This is a genomic window from Pseudarthrobacter sp. TRD_SC_9 (assembly GCF_055361265.1).
Genome location: NZ_CM143956.1, coordinates 340,355 through 354,966, shown reverse-complemented (window position 1 = coordinate 354,966; position 14,612 = coordinate 340,355). Strand labels below are relative to the sequence as shown.

Annotated in this window: 15 protein-coding genes; 7 read left to right on the top strand and 8 right to left on the bottom strand. The window is 63.9% G+C overall.

Annotated features, from left to right (window positions below; all coding sequences use genetic code 11):
* Positions 1–29 precede the first annotated feature (29 nt).
* The 3 genes from ACWA13_RS01635 to ACWA13_RS01625 form a co-directional block, all read right to left on the bottom strand.
* Positions 30–1,418, bottom strand: coding sequence for an alpha/beta fold hydrolase (locus ACWA13_RS01635; RefSeq protein WP_463936338.1), 1,389 nt, complete (start codon positions 1,416–1,418; stop codon positions 30–32).
* 13 nt (positions 1,419–1,431) lie between these two features.
* Entirely contained in the window at positions 1,432–2,919 is a 1,488-nt protein-coding gene (locus tag ACWA13_RS01630; protein ID WP_463936336.1) for an FAD-binding protein, read from the bottom strand.
* A 74-nt stretch (positions 2,920–2,993) separates the two neighbouring features.
* Positions 2,994–4,553, bottom strand: coding sequence for a flavin-containing monooxygenase (locus tag ACWA13_RS01625; RefSeq protein WP_463936334.1), 1,560 nt, complete (start codon positions 4,551–4,553; stop codon positions 2,994–2,996).
* Between the two features lie 238 nt (positions 4,554–4,791).
* Between ACWA13_RS01625 and ACWA13_RS01620 the strand changes: the two genes are divergently transcribed.
* The 5 genes from ACWA13_RS01620 to ACWA13_RS01600 all read left to right on the top strand — a co-directional run bounded on the left by ACWA13_RS01620 (position 4,792) and on the right by ACWA13_RS01600 (position 8,096).
* A complete protein-coding gene (locus ACWA13_RS01620; RefSeq protein WP_463936333.1) occupies positions 4,792–5,055 on the top strand; it encodes a hypothetical protein in 264 nt (87 codons plus the stop codon).
* Positions 5,056–5,058: 3 nt separating this feature from the next.
* Positions 5,059–6,039, top strand: coding sequence for a 3-oxoacyl-ACP synthase III family protein (locus tag ACWA13_RS01615; RefSeq protein WP_463936332.1), 981 nt, complete (start codon positions 5,059–5,061; stop codon positions 6,037–6,039).
* The gene (locus tag ACWA13_RS01610; RefSeq protein WP_463936331.1) at positions 6,036–6,794 is read left to right on the top strand and encodes an SDR family NAD(P)-dependent oxidoreductase; all 759 of its coding nucleotides are present in this window, start codon (positions 6,036–6,038) and stop codon (positions 6,792–6,794) included. Before ACWA13_RS01615 ends, ACWA13_RS01610 begins: the two co-directional genes overlap by 4 nt.
* Positions 6,795–6,870: 76 nt before the next feature.
* Positions 6,871–7,350: an anthrone oxygenase family protein gene (locus tag ACWA13_RS01605; protein ID WP_463936330.1), complete on the top strand. Its 480-nt coding sequence runs from the start codon at positions 6,871–6,873 to the stop codon at positions 7,348–7,350.
* Positions 7,347–8,096, top strand: coding sequence for a 4'-phosphopantetheinyl transferase family protein (locus ACWA13_RS01600; RefSeq protein ID WP_463936329.1), 750 nt, complete (start codon positions 7,347–7,349; stop codon positions 8,094–8,096). Before ACWA13_RS01605 ends, ACWA13_RS01600 begins: the two co-directional genes overlap by 4 nt.
* 84 nt (positions 8,097–8,180) lie before the next feature.
* Here ACWA13_RS01600 and ACWA13_RS01595 read toward each other — a convergent pair whose 3' ends face one another.
* The 3 genes from ACWA13_RS01595 to lysS form a co-directional block, all read right to left on the bottom strand.
* A complete protein-coding gene (locus tag ACWA13_RS01595) occupies positions 8,181–8,507 on the bottom strand; it encodes a histone-like nucleoid-structuring protein Lsr2 (protein ID WP_463936328.1) in 327 nt (108 codons plus the stop codon).
* A 139-nt stretch (positions 8,508–8,646) separates the two neighbouring features.
* Positions 8,647–8,823 (bottom strand): hypothetical protein, encoded by a 177-nt coding sequence (locus tag ACWA13_RS01590; RefSeq protein ID WP_463936327.1) that lies wholly within the window; start codon positions 8,821–8,823, stop codon positions 8,647–8,649.
* Positions 8,824–8,825: 2 nt separating this feature from the next.
* Complete coding sequence (lysS, locus tag ACWA13_RS01585) at positions 8,826–10,295, bottom strand: lysine--tRNA ligase (protein ID WP_463937989.1); 1,470 nt, start codon at positions 10,293–10,295, stop codon at positions 8,826–8,828.
* Between the two features lie 186 nt (positions 10,296–10,481).
* On the opposite strand from lysS, the gene ACWA13_RS01580 reads away from it, so the two are divergent.
* Positions 10,482–11,390: an alpha/beta fold hydrolase gene (locus ACWA13_RS01580; protein WP_463936326.1), complete on the top strand. Its 909-nt coding sequence runs from the start codon at positions 10,482–10,484 to the stop codon at positions 11,388–11,390.
* 79 nt (positions 11,391–11,469) lie between these two features.
* Positions 11,470–12,303: an alpha/beta fold hydrolase gene (locus ACWA13_RS01575; RefSeq protein WP_463936325.1), complete on the top strand. Its 834-nt coding sequence runs from the start codon at positions 11,470–11,472 to the stop codon at positions 12,301–12,303.
* Positions 12,304–12,403: 100 nt separating this feature from the next.
* On the opposite strand, the gene ACWA13_RS01570 is transcribed toward ACWA13_RS01575, so the two are convergent.
* Positions 12,404–13,879, bottom strand: a complete 1,476-nt coding sequence (locus ACWA13_RS01570) for an MDR family MFS transporter (protein WP_463936324.1) — start codon at positions 13,877–13,879, stop codon at positions 12,404–12,406.
* Between the two features lie 126 nt (positions 13,880–14,005).
* The gene (locus ACWA13_RS01565) at positions 14,006–14,569 is read right to left on the bottom strand and encodes a type 1 glutamine amidotransferase domain-containing protein (RefSeq protein ID WP_463936322.1); all 564 of its coding nucleotides are present in this window, start codon (positions 14,567–14,569) and stop codon (positions 14,006–14,008) included.
* Positions 14,570–14,612 lie beyond the last annotated feature (43 nt).

Below are 14,612 nucleotides of genomic sequence, written 5' to 3'. Positions count from 1 at the left end.
TGTGCCTGACATACGCTGTCCACTCACCTTCATTCGCTCCCGTATACGCCGGAAGCGGCATTTGCCGGACGTTTGCCAAGCATTTGCACAATGGCCTCCACCACCACATCCGGCGCTTCAACATGCAGCATGTGTCCGCGCTCCGGCACCTCGATGAAGTGCGGCCGGAGGAAGCTGGCGGCACCGTTGCGGATGACCGACGGCGGCACCACACGGTCCTCTGCCCCTGCCATCAGGACAACGGGCAGGGTCAGACGGGACGCCTCGTCCCGAAGGTCAAGTCCAGGAATCAGCTCGAAGAAGGCGCGGCGTACCGCCGGCTTTACCAGGGAAAGTGAACCGGCCACGGCCTGGCGTCCGGCAAACGCGGCACTGGGGCCCATGGTGGCCGCGAGGATCCTTTCCGCGAGCGCGGGCATCCTGAGGAGCCGTGAAAACAATGCACTGCCCATCAGGACAAGCTCGGGACGGGATACTTCCTGTCCATGTACTGCTGCAGCCAGGAGCACCATGCCGTGCAGTTCAACGGCAGAGTCCTCCCGGGCGGCGAACAGGAGGGCTGCAAGCCCGCCGCCCGATTGTCCTGCAAGGACCACACTCTGTACACCTCGGGACTCAAGAACCCCCGCGATGTCCTCAGCCAGAAGGTGCAGGGAAAGTGCCGCGCTGCCGGTTGTTGAGCTGCCATGGCCGCGCAGGTCCAGTGCCACTACGCGGTGCCCCGCGGACAGCAGACCAGCTGACACTTCGTCCCAGGCCTCCTTACTGCCGCCCCAGCCATGGACCAGTACGACGGCGGCACCTGGCGGCTGTGACGTACCGTCGCCGTTGTGGGGCCATCTGTCCACCACAGCCAGCCGAGCGCCGTCGTCGGACTGCACTGTTCCTTCCCAGACTGTTCCTTCCCAGCCTTGAAAGGGTGGCTGCCCATCTCGCCCGGACGCATCGGGGCCACTGCCCAGCACGCGGTCAAGCACTTTGAACGCCGCCAGGGTCCCGGCGGAATGCTCTGCACCGATGTCCGTGACCTTGGCCAGTGCCTTCAGCCAGCCTTTCGGGCTGGCCACGAAATCCATGGCAAGGACGGTGCCGCCTTCGCCGTCCGGCCGCAGCCGGAAAACGCCAGTCCCGGTAAACACTCCGCTGATGTAGTCCATGGCGAGAAGTTCGCCCGGAACTGCCCGGGTGGTCCTGGCCGTGAAGCGCAGGACCGGCCCCGGCTTGCCGGCACCGTTGGGCCTGACTTCCATCCTGGTCAATGCGCCTGTTTCGTCAGGCGTGAGGTGCGTGGGGATGAAATCGTTCTTCGCGGCCCACCACTTCCGCGCCCCGCCGAGTTCGGCCACCAGGGCTTCCCATACCCGCTCCGGGGAAGCGGAGATGACTGCCTGGTCAGTCAGGTTGTATTTGGCACTCATGGTCACGCCCGGCTTACCCGAAGAAGTTCTGGCCGGGGGCAAAGAGGTACTTCGCGTCGAAGGCCGCCTTGTTTCGTTCGAGCAGGGCGAACTTGGCGCCGAAGTGGCGGCGCCAGTCCGCTGCAGTCATCCGAGGCACGGCACCGATGATGTAGCGCTTGCCGCCCATGGCAACCAGGCGGTCGTACAGGCGCCGGTTGCGTTCCAGCATCTCGTCAAAACCGGTGACCTCGGGGCCATGGAAGCTGAGGAGGTCGAAGAAGAAAACTGTTCCGTCAGCGCTTTCCGGCAACACAAACATAGGGCTGGTGATCTTCGCCGGATCAAGCGGGGACAGGAGGCAGAATCCGTCACCAAGGTCACCGCGCGTCAGTTCCGGCATGGTTGCGCTGATGAACTCCACTACCTTGTCGCCCGGAATAAGCAGGCTCAGCCACGGCTTCTTCTGCTCCCAATGGCCTGCTGACTTCAGGTAACCGGCGAACTCGTCAATGCGGAAGGCCCAGTCCCGGTAAGGAAGGGAGAAGGATGTGCGCAGTTCCCGGGTGTCGTTGAGGCCTTCGAGGACTTCGGTTGAGGGGCCCTGCTCCGGCGGCGTGAGGTAGGAGCCGAGCTCGATCTTGTACATCCAGCCGGAATCATCTGCGGTGCGTATCACTTCACCGGACTGGTGGTCATACAGGCCTGCTGCCATCAGGGTCTTCTGGTCTGCAGCATAGGCAGCGATATCGCTGTAGAAGAGGTTGGTGATGGTGGCGGTGCTCTTGGCCGGGACCAGCTGCACCCGAAGTTTGGTGATGACACCGGCCTGTCCGGCACCGGCCATTGCGGCTTCGAAAAGGCTGCGGTTCTGGGTACGGGAAGCGCGGCAGACGTCGCCGCGGCCGTTGACGATCTCGATTTCACTGATGATGTCGCTCTGCAGCCCAAAACGCTGGACGCTGGCACCCACGCCGCCCACGGAGACGGTGCCGCCAATGGACAGGTGCAGGTAGTCAGTCAGCGCGGGCACGGTCAGGCCGTGCGGCAGGGACGCATCCACCAGGCGTGCCCAGGTAACGCCCATGTCCACCCAGGCCGAACTGGCGGAGATCGAGTGGATGGTGGACAGGCCCTGGGCGTCGATCTGCAGGCCGCCCGGGGTCAGCGCCTGGCCGTAGTTGGAGTGTGACTCCGTCTCCGAGTTATCTCCACTCTGGCCGTTCACCGAAACCTTGATTTTCTTGTCCTGCGCAAACCGGACCATTACCTGTATGTCCCTGACCGAGCCGGGGCGCAGCACCGCCGCCGGAAGGGCGGTGGTGAACCGGCCGAAGTCCCGGGAGAACCCGGAGCGGGCAGCGTCGGAGAGCTCAAGGGTGCCGTCCAGCCGCGGTGTCCGGAAAACATCGCTGGCATGCGCGGCATCGGTGGTCCAGGCGGCTTGGGACACGCTCCAGCCAACGACGGCGGCTGCCGCGCCTTTGAGCAGGGTACGGCGGGCAAAGGATGAGTTTGACATGGGATTCCTTCTTCTTGGGCTTGTCTTGGCTTGCTGGTCTTTGGGGGTATGGCTGGCGCTGATGCGTGCGGTGGTCAGCCGGCCGAAGTGGCGGCAGCGGTTGCCGGCCGCAGGCCTGCGCCGGCCGTGAGTCGGTAGTCGCTCGCTTTGAACGTGGCGGTGTGCTTGCGGAACAGCCAGGTGTACGTGGGCCAGATGGACGGGTTTTCGCCGTTGCTGTCCTGGTACCAGGACACGCAGTTGCCGGCGGCCCAGACTGTTCCTTCGAAGCGCTTGTTCAGCCAGTCCTTGTACCTGGCCTGCGCCTCCGGGAGGACATCCACTGAGCTGAGTCCACGCTTGTCCATGGTCTTCATGGCGGAAACCAGGTACTCCAGCTGGGCCTCAATCATCACTGTTTGGGCAGAATGTCCCAGGGCGGTATTGGGGCCAAGGAGCATAAACAGGTTGGGGAATCCGGAAACGGTGGTGCCGGCGTAGGCGGACATCCGTTCGGACCAGGCCTGGGCCAAGGTGGTTCCGTCGGCCCTTTCGATCAACTTGGCGACCGGCCGCTCCACTGCCTGGAATCCGGTGGCCAGGATGATGACGTCCGCGGGCCGCTCCTTGCCGCCGCTCACCACCAGCCCTGACCGGACTTCGTCGACCCCGCCGCCGATGGTCTTCACGTTTGGCTGGCTGATCGCCGGGTAGTAGTCGTTGGAGAAGAGGATTCTCTTGCAGCCCACGGTGTAGGAAGGCGTCAGGATTTCCCGAAGTTCCGGGTCCTGTACCTGCTTGTGCAGGTGCCCCAGCGCCGAACCCTGCAGCGTCTTCTGCATCATGGCGGGCCGGGCCATCATAAAGGCGAGGATTTCCCTGCCCCACATGTTGAAGTTCCTGCGGAAGTTCTGGTAGCCGGGAAGGTTGCGCCGCATCCAGAGCTGCGATGCCGGGATTTTCCGGTCGGGCTTGGGGGCGATCCAGGCCGCGGTCCGCTGGTAAATGTCCAGGGCAGCCACCTGCGGCTGGATCTTGGGGATGAACTGGATGGCCGAGGCGCCGGTGCCGATCACCGCCACGCGCTTTCCGGCCAGGTCGAGGTCATGGTTCCAGTTGGAGGAATGGAAAATCTCGCCGGTGAACCCGGAAAGGCCCTTGATATCCGGCAGGACCGGATCGCTGAGGTATCCGGTCCCAGTCACCAGCAAGGTGGCGGTGTATTCCCCCTGCGACGTAGTCAGGCGCCACAGCTGGGCAGCTTCGTCCCAGCGCGCAGATTCGAGAGAGTGGTTGAAGCGGATCCGGTCACGCACGCCGAACTTCCGTGCACAGTCCAGAAGGTAGTCGAAAATCTCGTCGCGTTTGCCAAAAGTTGTGCTCCATTCCGTGTTCTGGGCAAACGAGTAGGAGTACAACAGGGACATAACGTCGCAGGCGCAGCCCGGATAGCTGTTATCCCGCCAGGTGCCGCCCAGCTCTTCCGCCCGTTCGAAGACCAGGTAGTCGCCCAGCCCTTCCTGCTCCAGCCTGATGGCAGCACCAAGGCCCGAGAAACCCGCTCCGATGATGGCCACACGGATATGCGGGGTGCTTCCCCCGCCGGAACTGTCCGCTTCCAGTACTTCCGGCGCCTGCTCGTGATACGTCGTCATGGTTCTGCCTCTCATCCCGTGGATGGCCTGTTTCCATCCCGCTGGTTCTGTGAAGAGGCTCGCGGCAGGCCGCAAGAGAAGCGCAACGCCACCGCATGCCGGCCGGAGCCGTGCGCCCGTAAGGCGGCATTGCGCCCGCGTTGCGCTCCGATAGTTGGCTGGTCCCGGACCTGCTGCCGCAGTACCTGCCGCAGCCGGTCTTCGTATCCGGTCAGAACCATTCACAAGGAGAACCGCCATGAACATTCCTGCCCTCGAAGACCTGGTAAGCCAGCTCGAATCCGTTTCCGGTGCCCAGGACATCGATCCGAACGTCCCCCTCATGCAGATTCCCGACGTCGATTCGATGGACCTCATGGAGTGGCTCTACAGCTTCCAGAACGACTTCCCGGACATCAAGGCAGACGCTGCACTGTTCGAGAACGAGGACGGCAAGACCACCTTAAAGCTGGTCCATGACCGCCTCCTGGCAGTGGCCGGCGCCCCGGTTTCAGCCCGCTGAGCCATGGCCTACGTACAGATCACGGGGTGGGGCACCGCCGTCCCGGACAACACGGTCACCAGTGCCGAGATCGCGCGGAAGTTCGACGTCGACGAGGACTGGATCGTGAGCCGCTGCGGGATCCGCGAGCGCAGGCACGTCCAGGACGGTGAAACCACGGCGTCACTGGCAGTCGAGGCCGGGCGCCGCGCCCTTGAACGGGCGGGGCTGACGGGAACCGACGTTGCGCACCTGATTGTTGCCACGGCGACTCCGGAACAGCCATCTCCGGCTACCTCCGCCTTCGTCCACCACGAACTGCAGATTGCCGGCAGCGCACACGATGTCAACGCCGAATGTGCCGGCTTTGTGTACGGCCTGATCATGGCTTCGGCCCTGATGCAGATCGATCCGCGGCCCATCCTGCTCATTGGCAGCGATACGCACTCCCTCACCACCAACCCCGCTGACCGGGACCTGGGAATCCTGGTGGGCGACGGCGCAGGAGCCGTTGTGCTGACGCCCGGAGACACGGACTGGATCCATTCATGGGACCTCGGAGCGGATGGTTCACGTACCGGAAGCCTGCAGGCGCTGGCCGGTGGAAGCCGGATGCCCATCACCGAAGAGGCAGTCCGGGACGGCCTGCACTACGCGAAGATCAACGGTAACGAGATCTACTTGAATGCCGTCCGCCTGACGGTGGCCACAGTCAGGAAGACACTGCAGGCTGCGGGCAAGGACGTTGGCGCGATCGACCTGGTGATCCCGCATCAGGCCAACATCCGCATCATCAACTCCATCGCGAACCACACCGGCCTGGAACAGGGCCAAATCTTCACCAACCTGGAGCGGTACGGCAACACCGCTTCTGCCTCCATTCCCATTGCCCTCTCCGAAGCCCTGGATTCCGGCCGCCTCAACGAAGGCGACCTGCTCCTGCTGGCTGGATTCGGGGCGGGCATGACCTGGGGTTCGGTCCTCATGACCTGGGGCGGGAAATGAACGCGCCCCGCAAACCCGTCCGCGGCCGGCCGGAATCACCGGTGGCCCTGGTCACCGGTGCCTCCGGGGATCTGGGCCGCGCCCTCGCCATCGAACTGGACAAGCTCGGCTGCCGGGTGGCAGTGCACTACAACCGTTCGGAACAGGCAGCGAAAGAGGTGGCCGCAGGGCTGCTGAACCCGTCCCTCGTGGTGGGCGGGGACGTCGCTTCCTGGGCTGACGTGACTGCCCTCTACGAGGAGATCAAGGCCGGGCTGGGCCCGGTGGACGTAGTGGTGAACAACGGCGCGCTCCGGAAGGACTCGCTGATGGCCATGCAGGCGCCGGAGGACTGGCAGGAGGTCATCGCCACCAACCTGGTGGGAACCTTCCACGTCAGCCGCGTATGCCTGCCCCACATGTTGAGCCAGAGGTGGGGCCGGGTGATCAACATCGTGTCGCCGTCGGGCATCATTGCCACCGCGGGCCAGACCGCCTATTCCGCATCCAAGGCGGGGGTCATTGGCATGACACGGACGCTGGCGGCCGAATGCGCGCGCCGTGGCGTCACTGCTAACGCCCTCTCGCCGGGCTTCATGATCACCGGAATGACTGAAGCCTTGCCCGATTCGGTCAAGGACGGCATCCGGGACAAGTGTCCGATGGGCAGGTTCGGAACCACCACCGAGGTAGCCTCCAGTATGGGGTTCTTCCTTGATGCCGATTACATGACCGGCCAGGTCATCAGCATCGACGGCGGCGTTTCCATCACTTAGCCCGCGCGCCCCGACCAGGGCCGTATCCATCACCGACCGCCGGGGGCATCGTGTCCCCCGGCACAGGACCGGAGCCATGCACATCCTCATCATCCTTCTGACAGCGTCCTCCGTTGCCCTCGCCGGAATCGGCGGGCTCTATTACTCCTATGCCTGTTCGGTGATGCCCGGACTGCGCAGGACGGATGATGCCACGTTTGTCAGCGCCATGTCCCGGATCAATGCAGCCATCCAGAACCCCTGGTTCGCACTGAGCTTCTTCGGCGCGTTCCTGGCCCTGGCCGGAGCGTCCATCTACTCCTGGAGCAACGGCCTCGCCGCAGCCTGGCCGGCGACGCTGGCCTGGGCACTTTACACAGTCACCCTCGGCATCACCATGGCGGTCAACATCCCGCTGAACAACCGCCTGGACATTGAAGCACGGGCAGGTGATCCGGGCCGCGCCAGGGCCTCCTTCGAAGGGAAATGGACCCGGTGGAACATCCACAGGACCTGGATCTCGCTGGCTTCCATCATCTCCCTCAGCTTCGCCTGGACAGCCGTGGCGGTGCCATGACGGCCACTTCGCTCCGGTCTGCTCCCCTCCCCTCGTCCGCTCCCGGTTCCGGTCAGGGGTCCCCGCCCGGATCCGGACCGGGGTCCCGGCCAGGATCCTTCCTCCCGCCCGGGTTCCACCTCTCCGTACATCGGGGCCCGGACCAGGAGTCACTTCCCTGGCCCGGCGAAGAAGAACTCGTGGGGCCGGCGCTGGCAGCGAACAGGTATCAGTCGGTGTTGGCCAGGGAGTGTGCCCGGCGCGCCATGGGGATGCTTGGCCACGCGCCGGCAGCCATTCCACGCCTGCCGCAGGGAGGGCCCGCCTGGCCAGCGGGACTGACGGGAAGCATCACGCATTGTTCCGGCTACAGGGCTGCCATTGTGGGCCGGTCCAGTGCCGGCCGATCTGCCGGCCTCGACGCCGAACCGCATAAAGCATTGCCGGCAGGGGTCCTGGACTTGATTTCCAGCCCTGCCGAGCAACGAATGGTTGCCAGGCTGCATTCCACCAATCCAGGCCTGCACTGGGATACCCTTCTTTTCTGTGCCAAGGAGGCCGCATATAAGGCGTGGTTTCCGCTGACAAAGACGTGGCTGCCCATGAATCAGGCCGCAGCCTGGCTTAATGTGGACGGCTCCTTCAGCGTCATTATCCGAATCCGTGCAAATCAGCCTGCCGACCTGTCATTGTTGAGGTGGACCGGCCGTTGGATGCTTGACGGCGAATTTCTGCTGGCAGCTGTAGTCAGGAAACCACTGCCTTGAATTTTGGAAACCGGAAACAAACAGGGGTGCCACGCCTTGCGGCGGGACACCCCTGTTCGCGGTTGAAACCGTAGAAGCGGTCCGTTAGGAATTCGCCTTCTGGTAAGCCTCCTGGATTTCAGCCTGGATCCGGCCGCGGCTGTTCACGGTGTAACCGTGCTCACGCGCCCATTGGCGGATCTGGGCTGAATCCTGATTCCGCGCCGCGCCGGCTTTGCCGCGAGGAGCCTTACTCCCGGACGCCTTGCGCGCAGCCGCAACAAAACGTTCCAGTCCGGAGCGCAGCTGCTCCACGTTGGCTGAGGACAGGTCAATCTCGTAATTAACGCCGTCCAGGCCAAAGCGAACGGTTTCGTCCGCAGATCCCCCATCCAGATCATCTACGAGGATGATTTCTACTTTCTGTGCCATGTAATTATTCCTTTTGGAAACTTGAGCTTTCAGAAAAGCTGGATGCTTTACCTACAAATTATGATCCCGAAAATGGCGGTACGTCAAAGTGACGGCTCCCGGCACGACCGTAAAGCCTGTCCCGAGAATGCGGGATTATTTATTTTCCGGTTCCGGATTCGTTACCGTCGGAGGAATTTGCCACGTCACCGGCCTCGGCCTGGGCCTGGGCTTCGGCGCGGCGTTCGGCCCTGTCCGCATTAAAGATCGACTTCATGGCAAACCAGAACAACAAACCAACTACCAGTGACGGCAGCAGTACGGCCACGTATTCCACGATCAGTTAGCCTCAGGCTTCAGCAGGGGGAAAAGAATGGTTTCGCGGATACCGGCTCCGGTGAACAGCATCACCAGGCGGTCAATACCCAGGCCGATGCCGCCCATGGGCGGGGCGCCGTATTCCAGGGCACGCAGGAAGTCCTCATCCAGCGCCATGGCCTCTTCGTCGCCGGCAGCGGCACGGCGGGACTGTTCGGTCAGCCGTTCGCGCTGGATGACGGGGTCGATCAGCTCGGAGAATGCCGTACCGCGCTCCATGCCGCCGATGATCAGGTCCCAGGCCTCAATGAGCCGGTCATCGGTGCGGTGCTGGCGGGCCAGCGGCTGGGCGGACGGCGGGTAGTCGTAGACAAACGTGGGGTTCAGCAGTGTGGGCTCAACGATTTCCCCAAAGAGCTCAACCACCAGCTTTTCGGCGTCCCACTTTGGATCGACCTTTACCTCATGCTTCGCCGCGAGCTCGCGAAGTACCTCGACGCCGGTGTCCGGAGTGATCTCCTGGCCTACCGCCGTCGAAAGTCCCGGGTAGACCGGCAGCCATGCCCAGTCGCCGTCCAGGTTAATTTCTCCTGCCTCCGTCTTTAGCGTGCGGCCCACTCCGGCGGCATCGGCGGCGTCGAGGATTATTTCCTTCATCCGCTCGGCCATCACGAACTGGTCAGCCCACGCCTCGTAACACTCAAGGGTGCTGAATTCCGGGCTGTGGGTGGAGTCCACGCCCTCGTTGCGGAACACCCGCCCCATGTCGTAAACGCGGTCGATGCCGCCCACCACTGCCCGCTTGAGGAACAGCTCGGTGGCGATGCGCAGCGTCATCTTCTGGTCGAAGGCGTTCATGTGGGTCTCGAACGGGCGCGCAGTGGCACCGCCGTGGACCAGCTGCAGGATGGGGGTCTCCACCTCCACGTACTGGTGGCGGTGCAGGGTCTCGCGGACTGACCGTGTGATCGCCGCCCGCGTGTAGACCATCTGGCGGGCTTCATCCCGGACCATCAGGTCAACGTAGCGCTGGCGGACGCGGGTTTCCTCGTTCAGGTCCGCATGCAGTACCGGAAGCGGGCGCAACGCCTTTGACGCCATGGCCCAGGAATCGGCCATGACGGAAAGCTCACCGCGGCGGGAGGAGATGACCTCGCCGTGCACAAAAACATGGTCGCCGAGGTCCACCAGGGCTTTCCATTCCGCCAGCGACTCCTCGCCTACGTTGGCCAGGCTGAGCATTGTCTGCAGCCGGGCGCCCTTGCCGTCTGTGCCGCCCTCCTGGAGCGTGACGAAGCAGAGCTTCCCGGTGTTGCGGATGAAGACAACGCGGCCGGTGACGCCCACGATGTCCCCCGTGGTGTCGTCCGCTTCAAGGTGTGCATACTTCTCGCGGATTTCAGCCAGCGAGTGCGTGCGGTCAACTCCCACCGGGTAGGCCTCAACACCGCGCTCGATCAGCTTGGCGCGCTTCTCCATCCGGATGCGCATCTGTTCGCTGGCATCAACGGGTTCGGGAGCGTTCTTCGGGGCAGGGGCCGTTCCGGGGATGTTTTGTGAAGTCACAATTCCCAAGTTTACCGGTAGTACCGGCAGCGCTTCCCCGGCCTTCCCCGCCGGAGCGGCTATTACGCCCGACCTGCCCGGAGACCGGGGCGGCGGGCATACACTCAAAAGGTGGAGACGTGGACAGTCGATTCCGAAGACGGCGGCCGGCTGCTGCTGCATTCCTTTACCCGCCCTGAAACTGTGCCTGTGCAGCGCCGTCCTCTCTCCAGGGGACAGGCAGAAGCTCAGCGGACGGCGGGCTTGGCGCCGTCCTCTGCCTCCGGTGTCGTGCTGGTACATGGAACCCTGGTCACGGACAAGCTCTACCGCCCGTTTGCGCATAACCTGGGGGTGCTGCTGGGCCGGCCGGTGCACTGTTACAACCGGCGCGGGCGCGCCGGTTCCAGCCCCCAGGAAAACGGCTACTCGGTCCAGACCGAGATCAACGACCTCGCCGCAGTGATGGCGGCCACCGGTTCCACAGACGTCGTGGGGCACAGCTACGGCGGTTTCGTGGCGCTGCAGGCCGCGCTGACCCTGCCCATCGGCCGGCTGGTGACCTACGATGCCGCGGTGTCGCTGGACGGCAGCCTGCACCATCGGTGGCGGCCGGAGCTGGAGGTAGCCGTCACCGCCGGCCAGATGAACCACGCCTGGGCGCACCTGGTACAGGGGCTTGGCACCGCCGGGCCGGTGTCCTACCTCCCCATGGGTGCACTGCGGATGCTGAGCATCGTTTCCGCCCGCACGCGGCTGGGCGCTGAGATGCGGCAGCTGCTGCCCACTGCTGTGAAGGAAATGCGGGCCGTCCTGGATGCTGATGCGGACGCCGCCGACTTCGCTTCAATGACAACACCCACACTGATGCTCACCGGCGGCTGGAGTCCTGGATACTTTGCCGAGACCGGCCGCCAGCTCGCGGCCATCTCGCCCGCCGTGGACTTCGCTGTAGTGCCGGGGCAGCTGCACGAGGGACCGCTCCGGCCGGGAAAACGGCTGGCCATGCGGATGGCTCGGTTCCTGAACGCAGTTTCCTGACGGTGACACTTCGGATACTTTCGCGCAGTCCAGCCATGCAGTCGTGCGGGCACCCGGCTTGCTCGGTTAGGCTCGGAGCATGACCCGCGAGATTATCACCACACCCGACGGCGGCACCCTGGAGTTGTTCTCAACCGGTGCCGAACTCGCCTCCGCAGGTTCCGGCGTCGTGGTGGTGGCAGCCTCCATGGTGACGGCTGCCGACTACACCCGTTTCGCTCAAAAACTCAGTGCCGCGCTGGGCCGGCCTGTGCACACTTTTAACCGCCGTGGGCGCGGCGCCTCCAGTCCCCAGCCGGATGACTACACGCTGGAAGCGGACATCCGGGACCTGGACACCGTCATGAAGCACACGTCCAGCACCGACGTCCTCGGGCACAGCTTCGGCGGGGCCGTTGCGCTCCACGCGGCCCGCACCCTTCCGGTGGAGCGGCTGGCTGTTTATGATCCGGCCGTCTCCGTCAACCACAGCGTCAAGGCTGACTGGACTGGCGAGTACGAGCGCGCCACAACCGCCGGCGACGACGACCGGGCGCTGGCCGTGCTGACCAAGGGCCTGGAAACCGGTGGAGCGTTCGCCCGGATGCCGCTGTCCATGCTGACCATCGCGCACAAACTCACCGCCGGAACCCACGCGGGCAAGCAGATGCGCGAACTGATGCGCGCCGGGGTCAGGGAAATCAAGGCAATTATTGCCGCGGATATGCCAGCCGAGCCGTTCCTGGAACTGCCGCTGGAGACGCTGATCGTGGTGGGGGAAAAGAGCCCGGCGCATTTTGGCGTGGCCTGCGGCCAGATCCATGACGTCCTGTCCGGCTCCAGCTACACGATCCTGACCGGCTACGGCCACGACGGCGTCATCAAGGCACCGGACAAGCTGATCACGGAGCTAAGCGACTTCTTCGCAGGGTAACTTCCCGCCCGTGCGTCACCCCGCGCCTGCCCCGCCCAAGTAGGTAGCAGTAGGTGCCGTTTACAGGTCTGTAAAGGGCACCTACTGCTACTCAGTTGGATTAGTGGGCTCCGTGACCCGGCCCGGCACCTTCGGTCTTGCGCATCATGGCCGAGAGCACGATCGCCGCGACCGAGATCAGGGTAGCCGCAAAGAATGCCGCGTTCATGCCGGCGACAATTCCGGAGGACGCCGAAACCACCGCGTAGATGGACACCAGCAGCGCAGTACCCGCCGCACCGGCAACCTGCTGCGTGGTGCTCATGATCGCCGAACCGTGCGAATACAGGTGCTTCGGAAGCGGGTTGAGGCCAGTGGTGAAGGCAGGCGTGAACAGGAGCGCCAGTCCGAAACTCAGCCCCACGTGGAGGGTTATGATCCACGAAATTGAGGTGCCGGCGTCGAGCATGGAGAACTGCCACAGGGACAGCACCAGCAGGATGGAACCGGTGAGTGTCAGCGGCAGCGGGCCCACTCTGTCGAACAGGCGTCCAATGAACGGCCCCAGCAGGCCCATGGCCAGGCCGCCGGGCAGGAGCGAGAGCCCGGTTTCCAGTGAACCCAGGCCGCGGACTTCCTGCAGGTAGAGCGGCAGCAGGATCACGCCGCCGAACAGCGCCATCATGGCCACGATCATCAACAGGACCGAGACTGTAAACATGCGGAACTTAAACGCCCGCAGGTCCAGCAGCGGCGATTTCCCCTTCTGCAGCCCCAACTGGCGTCCGATGAACGCTGAAAGCGCAAGAAGGCCCACTACCAGCGCACCGATGGCGACGGGGCTGGGACCGGCCTGGCCGCCATGGCCGCCGCCGATCTGGCTCAGCCCGTAGACCAGGCCGCCGAAGGCCGGAACAGTCAGGATGACGGACAGGAAGTCCAGCTTTCCCTTCTCCGTTTCGCCCACGTTGGTGAGGTATTTGGCACCGATGGCGAAGGCCGCAATAGCCACAGGCAGCACGAAGACGAACATAAAACGCCAGGTAAAGTGCTCAAGGATCAGTCCGGACACGGTGGGTCCCATGGCCGGGGCCACCGAGATGGCGATGCTGACGTTGCCCATGACCGAGCCGCGGCGTTCCACCGGGACCAGCGTCAGGATGGTGGTCATCAGCAAGGGCAGCATGATTGCGGTGCCACCGGCCTGAATGATCCGGGCCAGGAGAAGAACGGTGAAGTCCGGGGCGATGGCTGCCAACGCGGTGCCGGTCGAGAACAGGCCCATGGCCAGCATGAACACGGCGCGGGTGGAGAGCCGCTGCAGGATAAAGCCGGTGGTGGGAATGACAACCGCCATGGTCAGCATAAAGCCGGTGGACAGCCACTGAACGGTAGGTGCGTCGACACCCAGGTCCACCATCAGGCGCGGCAGGGCCACGTTCATGATGGTCTCGTTGAGGATAACGACGAACGTGGCTACCAGCAGCGTGGCAATAATCGTGACCGATTCGCGGGACATCTTCCCGGATGCGGCTGGCTTAGCTTCCGATACTTTCGCGGGATTACCGCGCGCGTCGGAAGAGACTTCTGTGGACATGGATGTTCCCCCAGGGAGATTTGGGATGAGTGTTCTGGCGTAGTCGCTGCAGACTCCAACACTCTACCCGCTGGAGTAATTCCGTTGCGGGGAAAATTTATTAACCCTGGGGGAACATTGTCCGCGCTAGGCGGTCTGTCCGGCGTGCTGTCCTTCCCGGATTTCTTCCAGCATGGCACTGCAGAAGGCCGGGAGGTCACCCGGGTTGCGGCTGGTCACCAGTCCCTGGTCAACCACCACTTCCTGGTCGGTCCAGTTGGCGCCGGCGTTTTTCAGGTCGGTCGCCAGCGTGGGATACGAGGTGACGTTCCTGCCCTTGGCTACCCCGGCGTCGATCAGCATCCACGGTCCGTGGCAGATCGAGGCCACCGGCTTGTGCTGCTCGAAGAACTCCCGGGTAAACCTCTGGGCGTCTTGGTCCACACGCAGGTGGTCAGCATTCACCACGCCGCCGGGAATCACCAGAGCGTCAAACTCCGAGGCACTGGCCTCGGCGACAGTGAGGTCCACCCGGAAGGTGTCCGCCTTGTCGGTGCCGTTGAACCCCTGCAGCCGCCCGCTGGACGGGGCAACCAGTGTGGGCTGTCCGCCGGCTTCCGTCACAGCCTGCCATGGGCCGGTAAGCTCCACCTGCTCCACGCCGTCCGTCAGCAGGAATGCGACTTTCTTGCCTGAAATGTTCTCTGTCATGGTCGTTCCTCGGTTCGAGACTCGATTGAGAGTTTTGTGCCTG

Coding starts and splice junctions, on each gene's coding strand:
- ACWA13_RS01635 (WP_463936338.1), bottom strand. CDS start 1,418: ATGAGTGCCAAATACAACCTGACTGACCAGGCAGTCATCTCCGCTTCC.
- ACWA13_RS01630 (WP_463936336.1), bottom strand. CDS start 2,919: ATGTCAAACTCATCCTTTGCCCGCCGTACCCTGCTCAAAGGCGCGGCA.
- ACWA13_RS01625 (WP_463936334.1), bottom strand. CDS start 4,553: ATGACGACGTATCACGAGCAGGCGCCGGAAGTACTGGAAGCGGACAGT.
- ACWA13_RS01620 (WP_463936333.1), top strand. CDS start 4,792: ATGAACATTCCTGCCCTCGAAGACCTGGTAAGCCAGCTCGAATCCGTT.
- ACWA13_RS01615 (WP_463936332.1), top strand. CDS start 5,059: ATGGCCTACGTACAGATCACGGGGTGGGGCACCGCCGTCCCGGACAAC.
- ACWA13_RS01610 (WP_463936331.1), top strand. CDS start 6,036: ATGAACGCGCCCCGCAAACCCGTCCGCGGCCGGCCGGAATCACCGGTG.
- ACWA13_RS01605 (WP_463936330.1), top strand. CDS start 6,871: ATGCACATCCTCATCATCCTTCTGACAGCGTCCTCCGTTGCCCTCGCC.
- ACWA13_RS01600 (WP_463936329.1), top strand. CDS start 7,347: ATGACGGCCACTTCGCTCCGGTCTGCTCCCCTCCCCTCGTCCGCTCCC.
- ACWA13_RS01595 (WP_463936328.1), bottom strand. CDS start 8,507: ATGGCACAGAAAGTAGAAATCATCCTCGTAGATGATCTGGATGGGGGA.
- lysS (WP_463937989.1), bottom strand. CDS start 10,295: ATGCGCATCCGGATGGAGAAGCGCGCCAAGCTGATCGAGCGCGGTGTT.
- ACWA13_RS01575 (WP_463936325.1), top strand. CDS start 11,470: ATGACCCGCGAGATTATCACCACACCCGACGGCGGCACCCTGGAGTTG.
- ACWA13_RS01570 (WP_463936324.1), bottom strand. CDS start 13,879: ATGTCCACAGAAGTCTCTTCCGACGCGCGCGGTAATCCCGCGAAAGTA.
- ACWA13_RS01565 (WP_463936322.1), bottom strand. CDS start 14,569: ATGACAGAGAACATTTCAGGCAAGAAAGTCGCATTCCTGCTGACGGAC.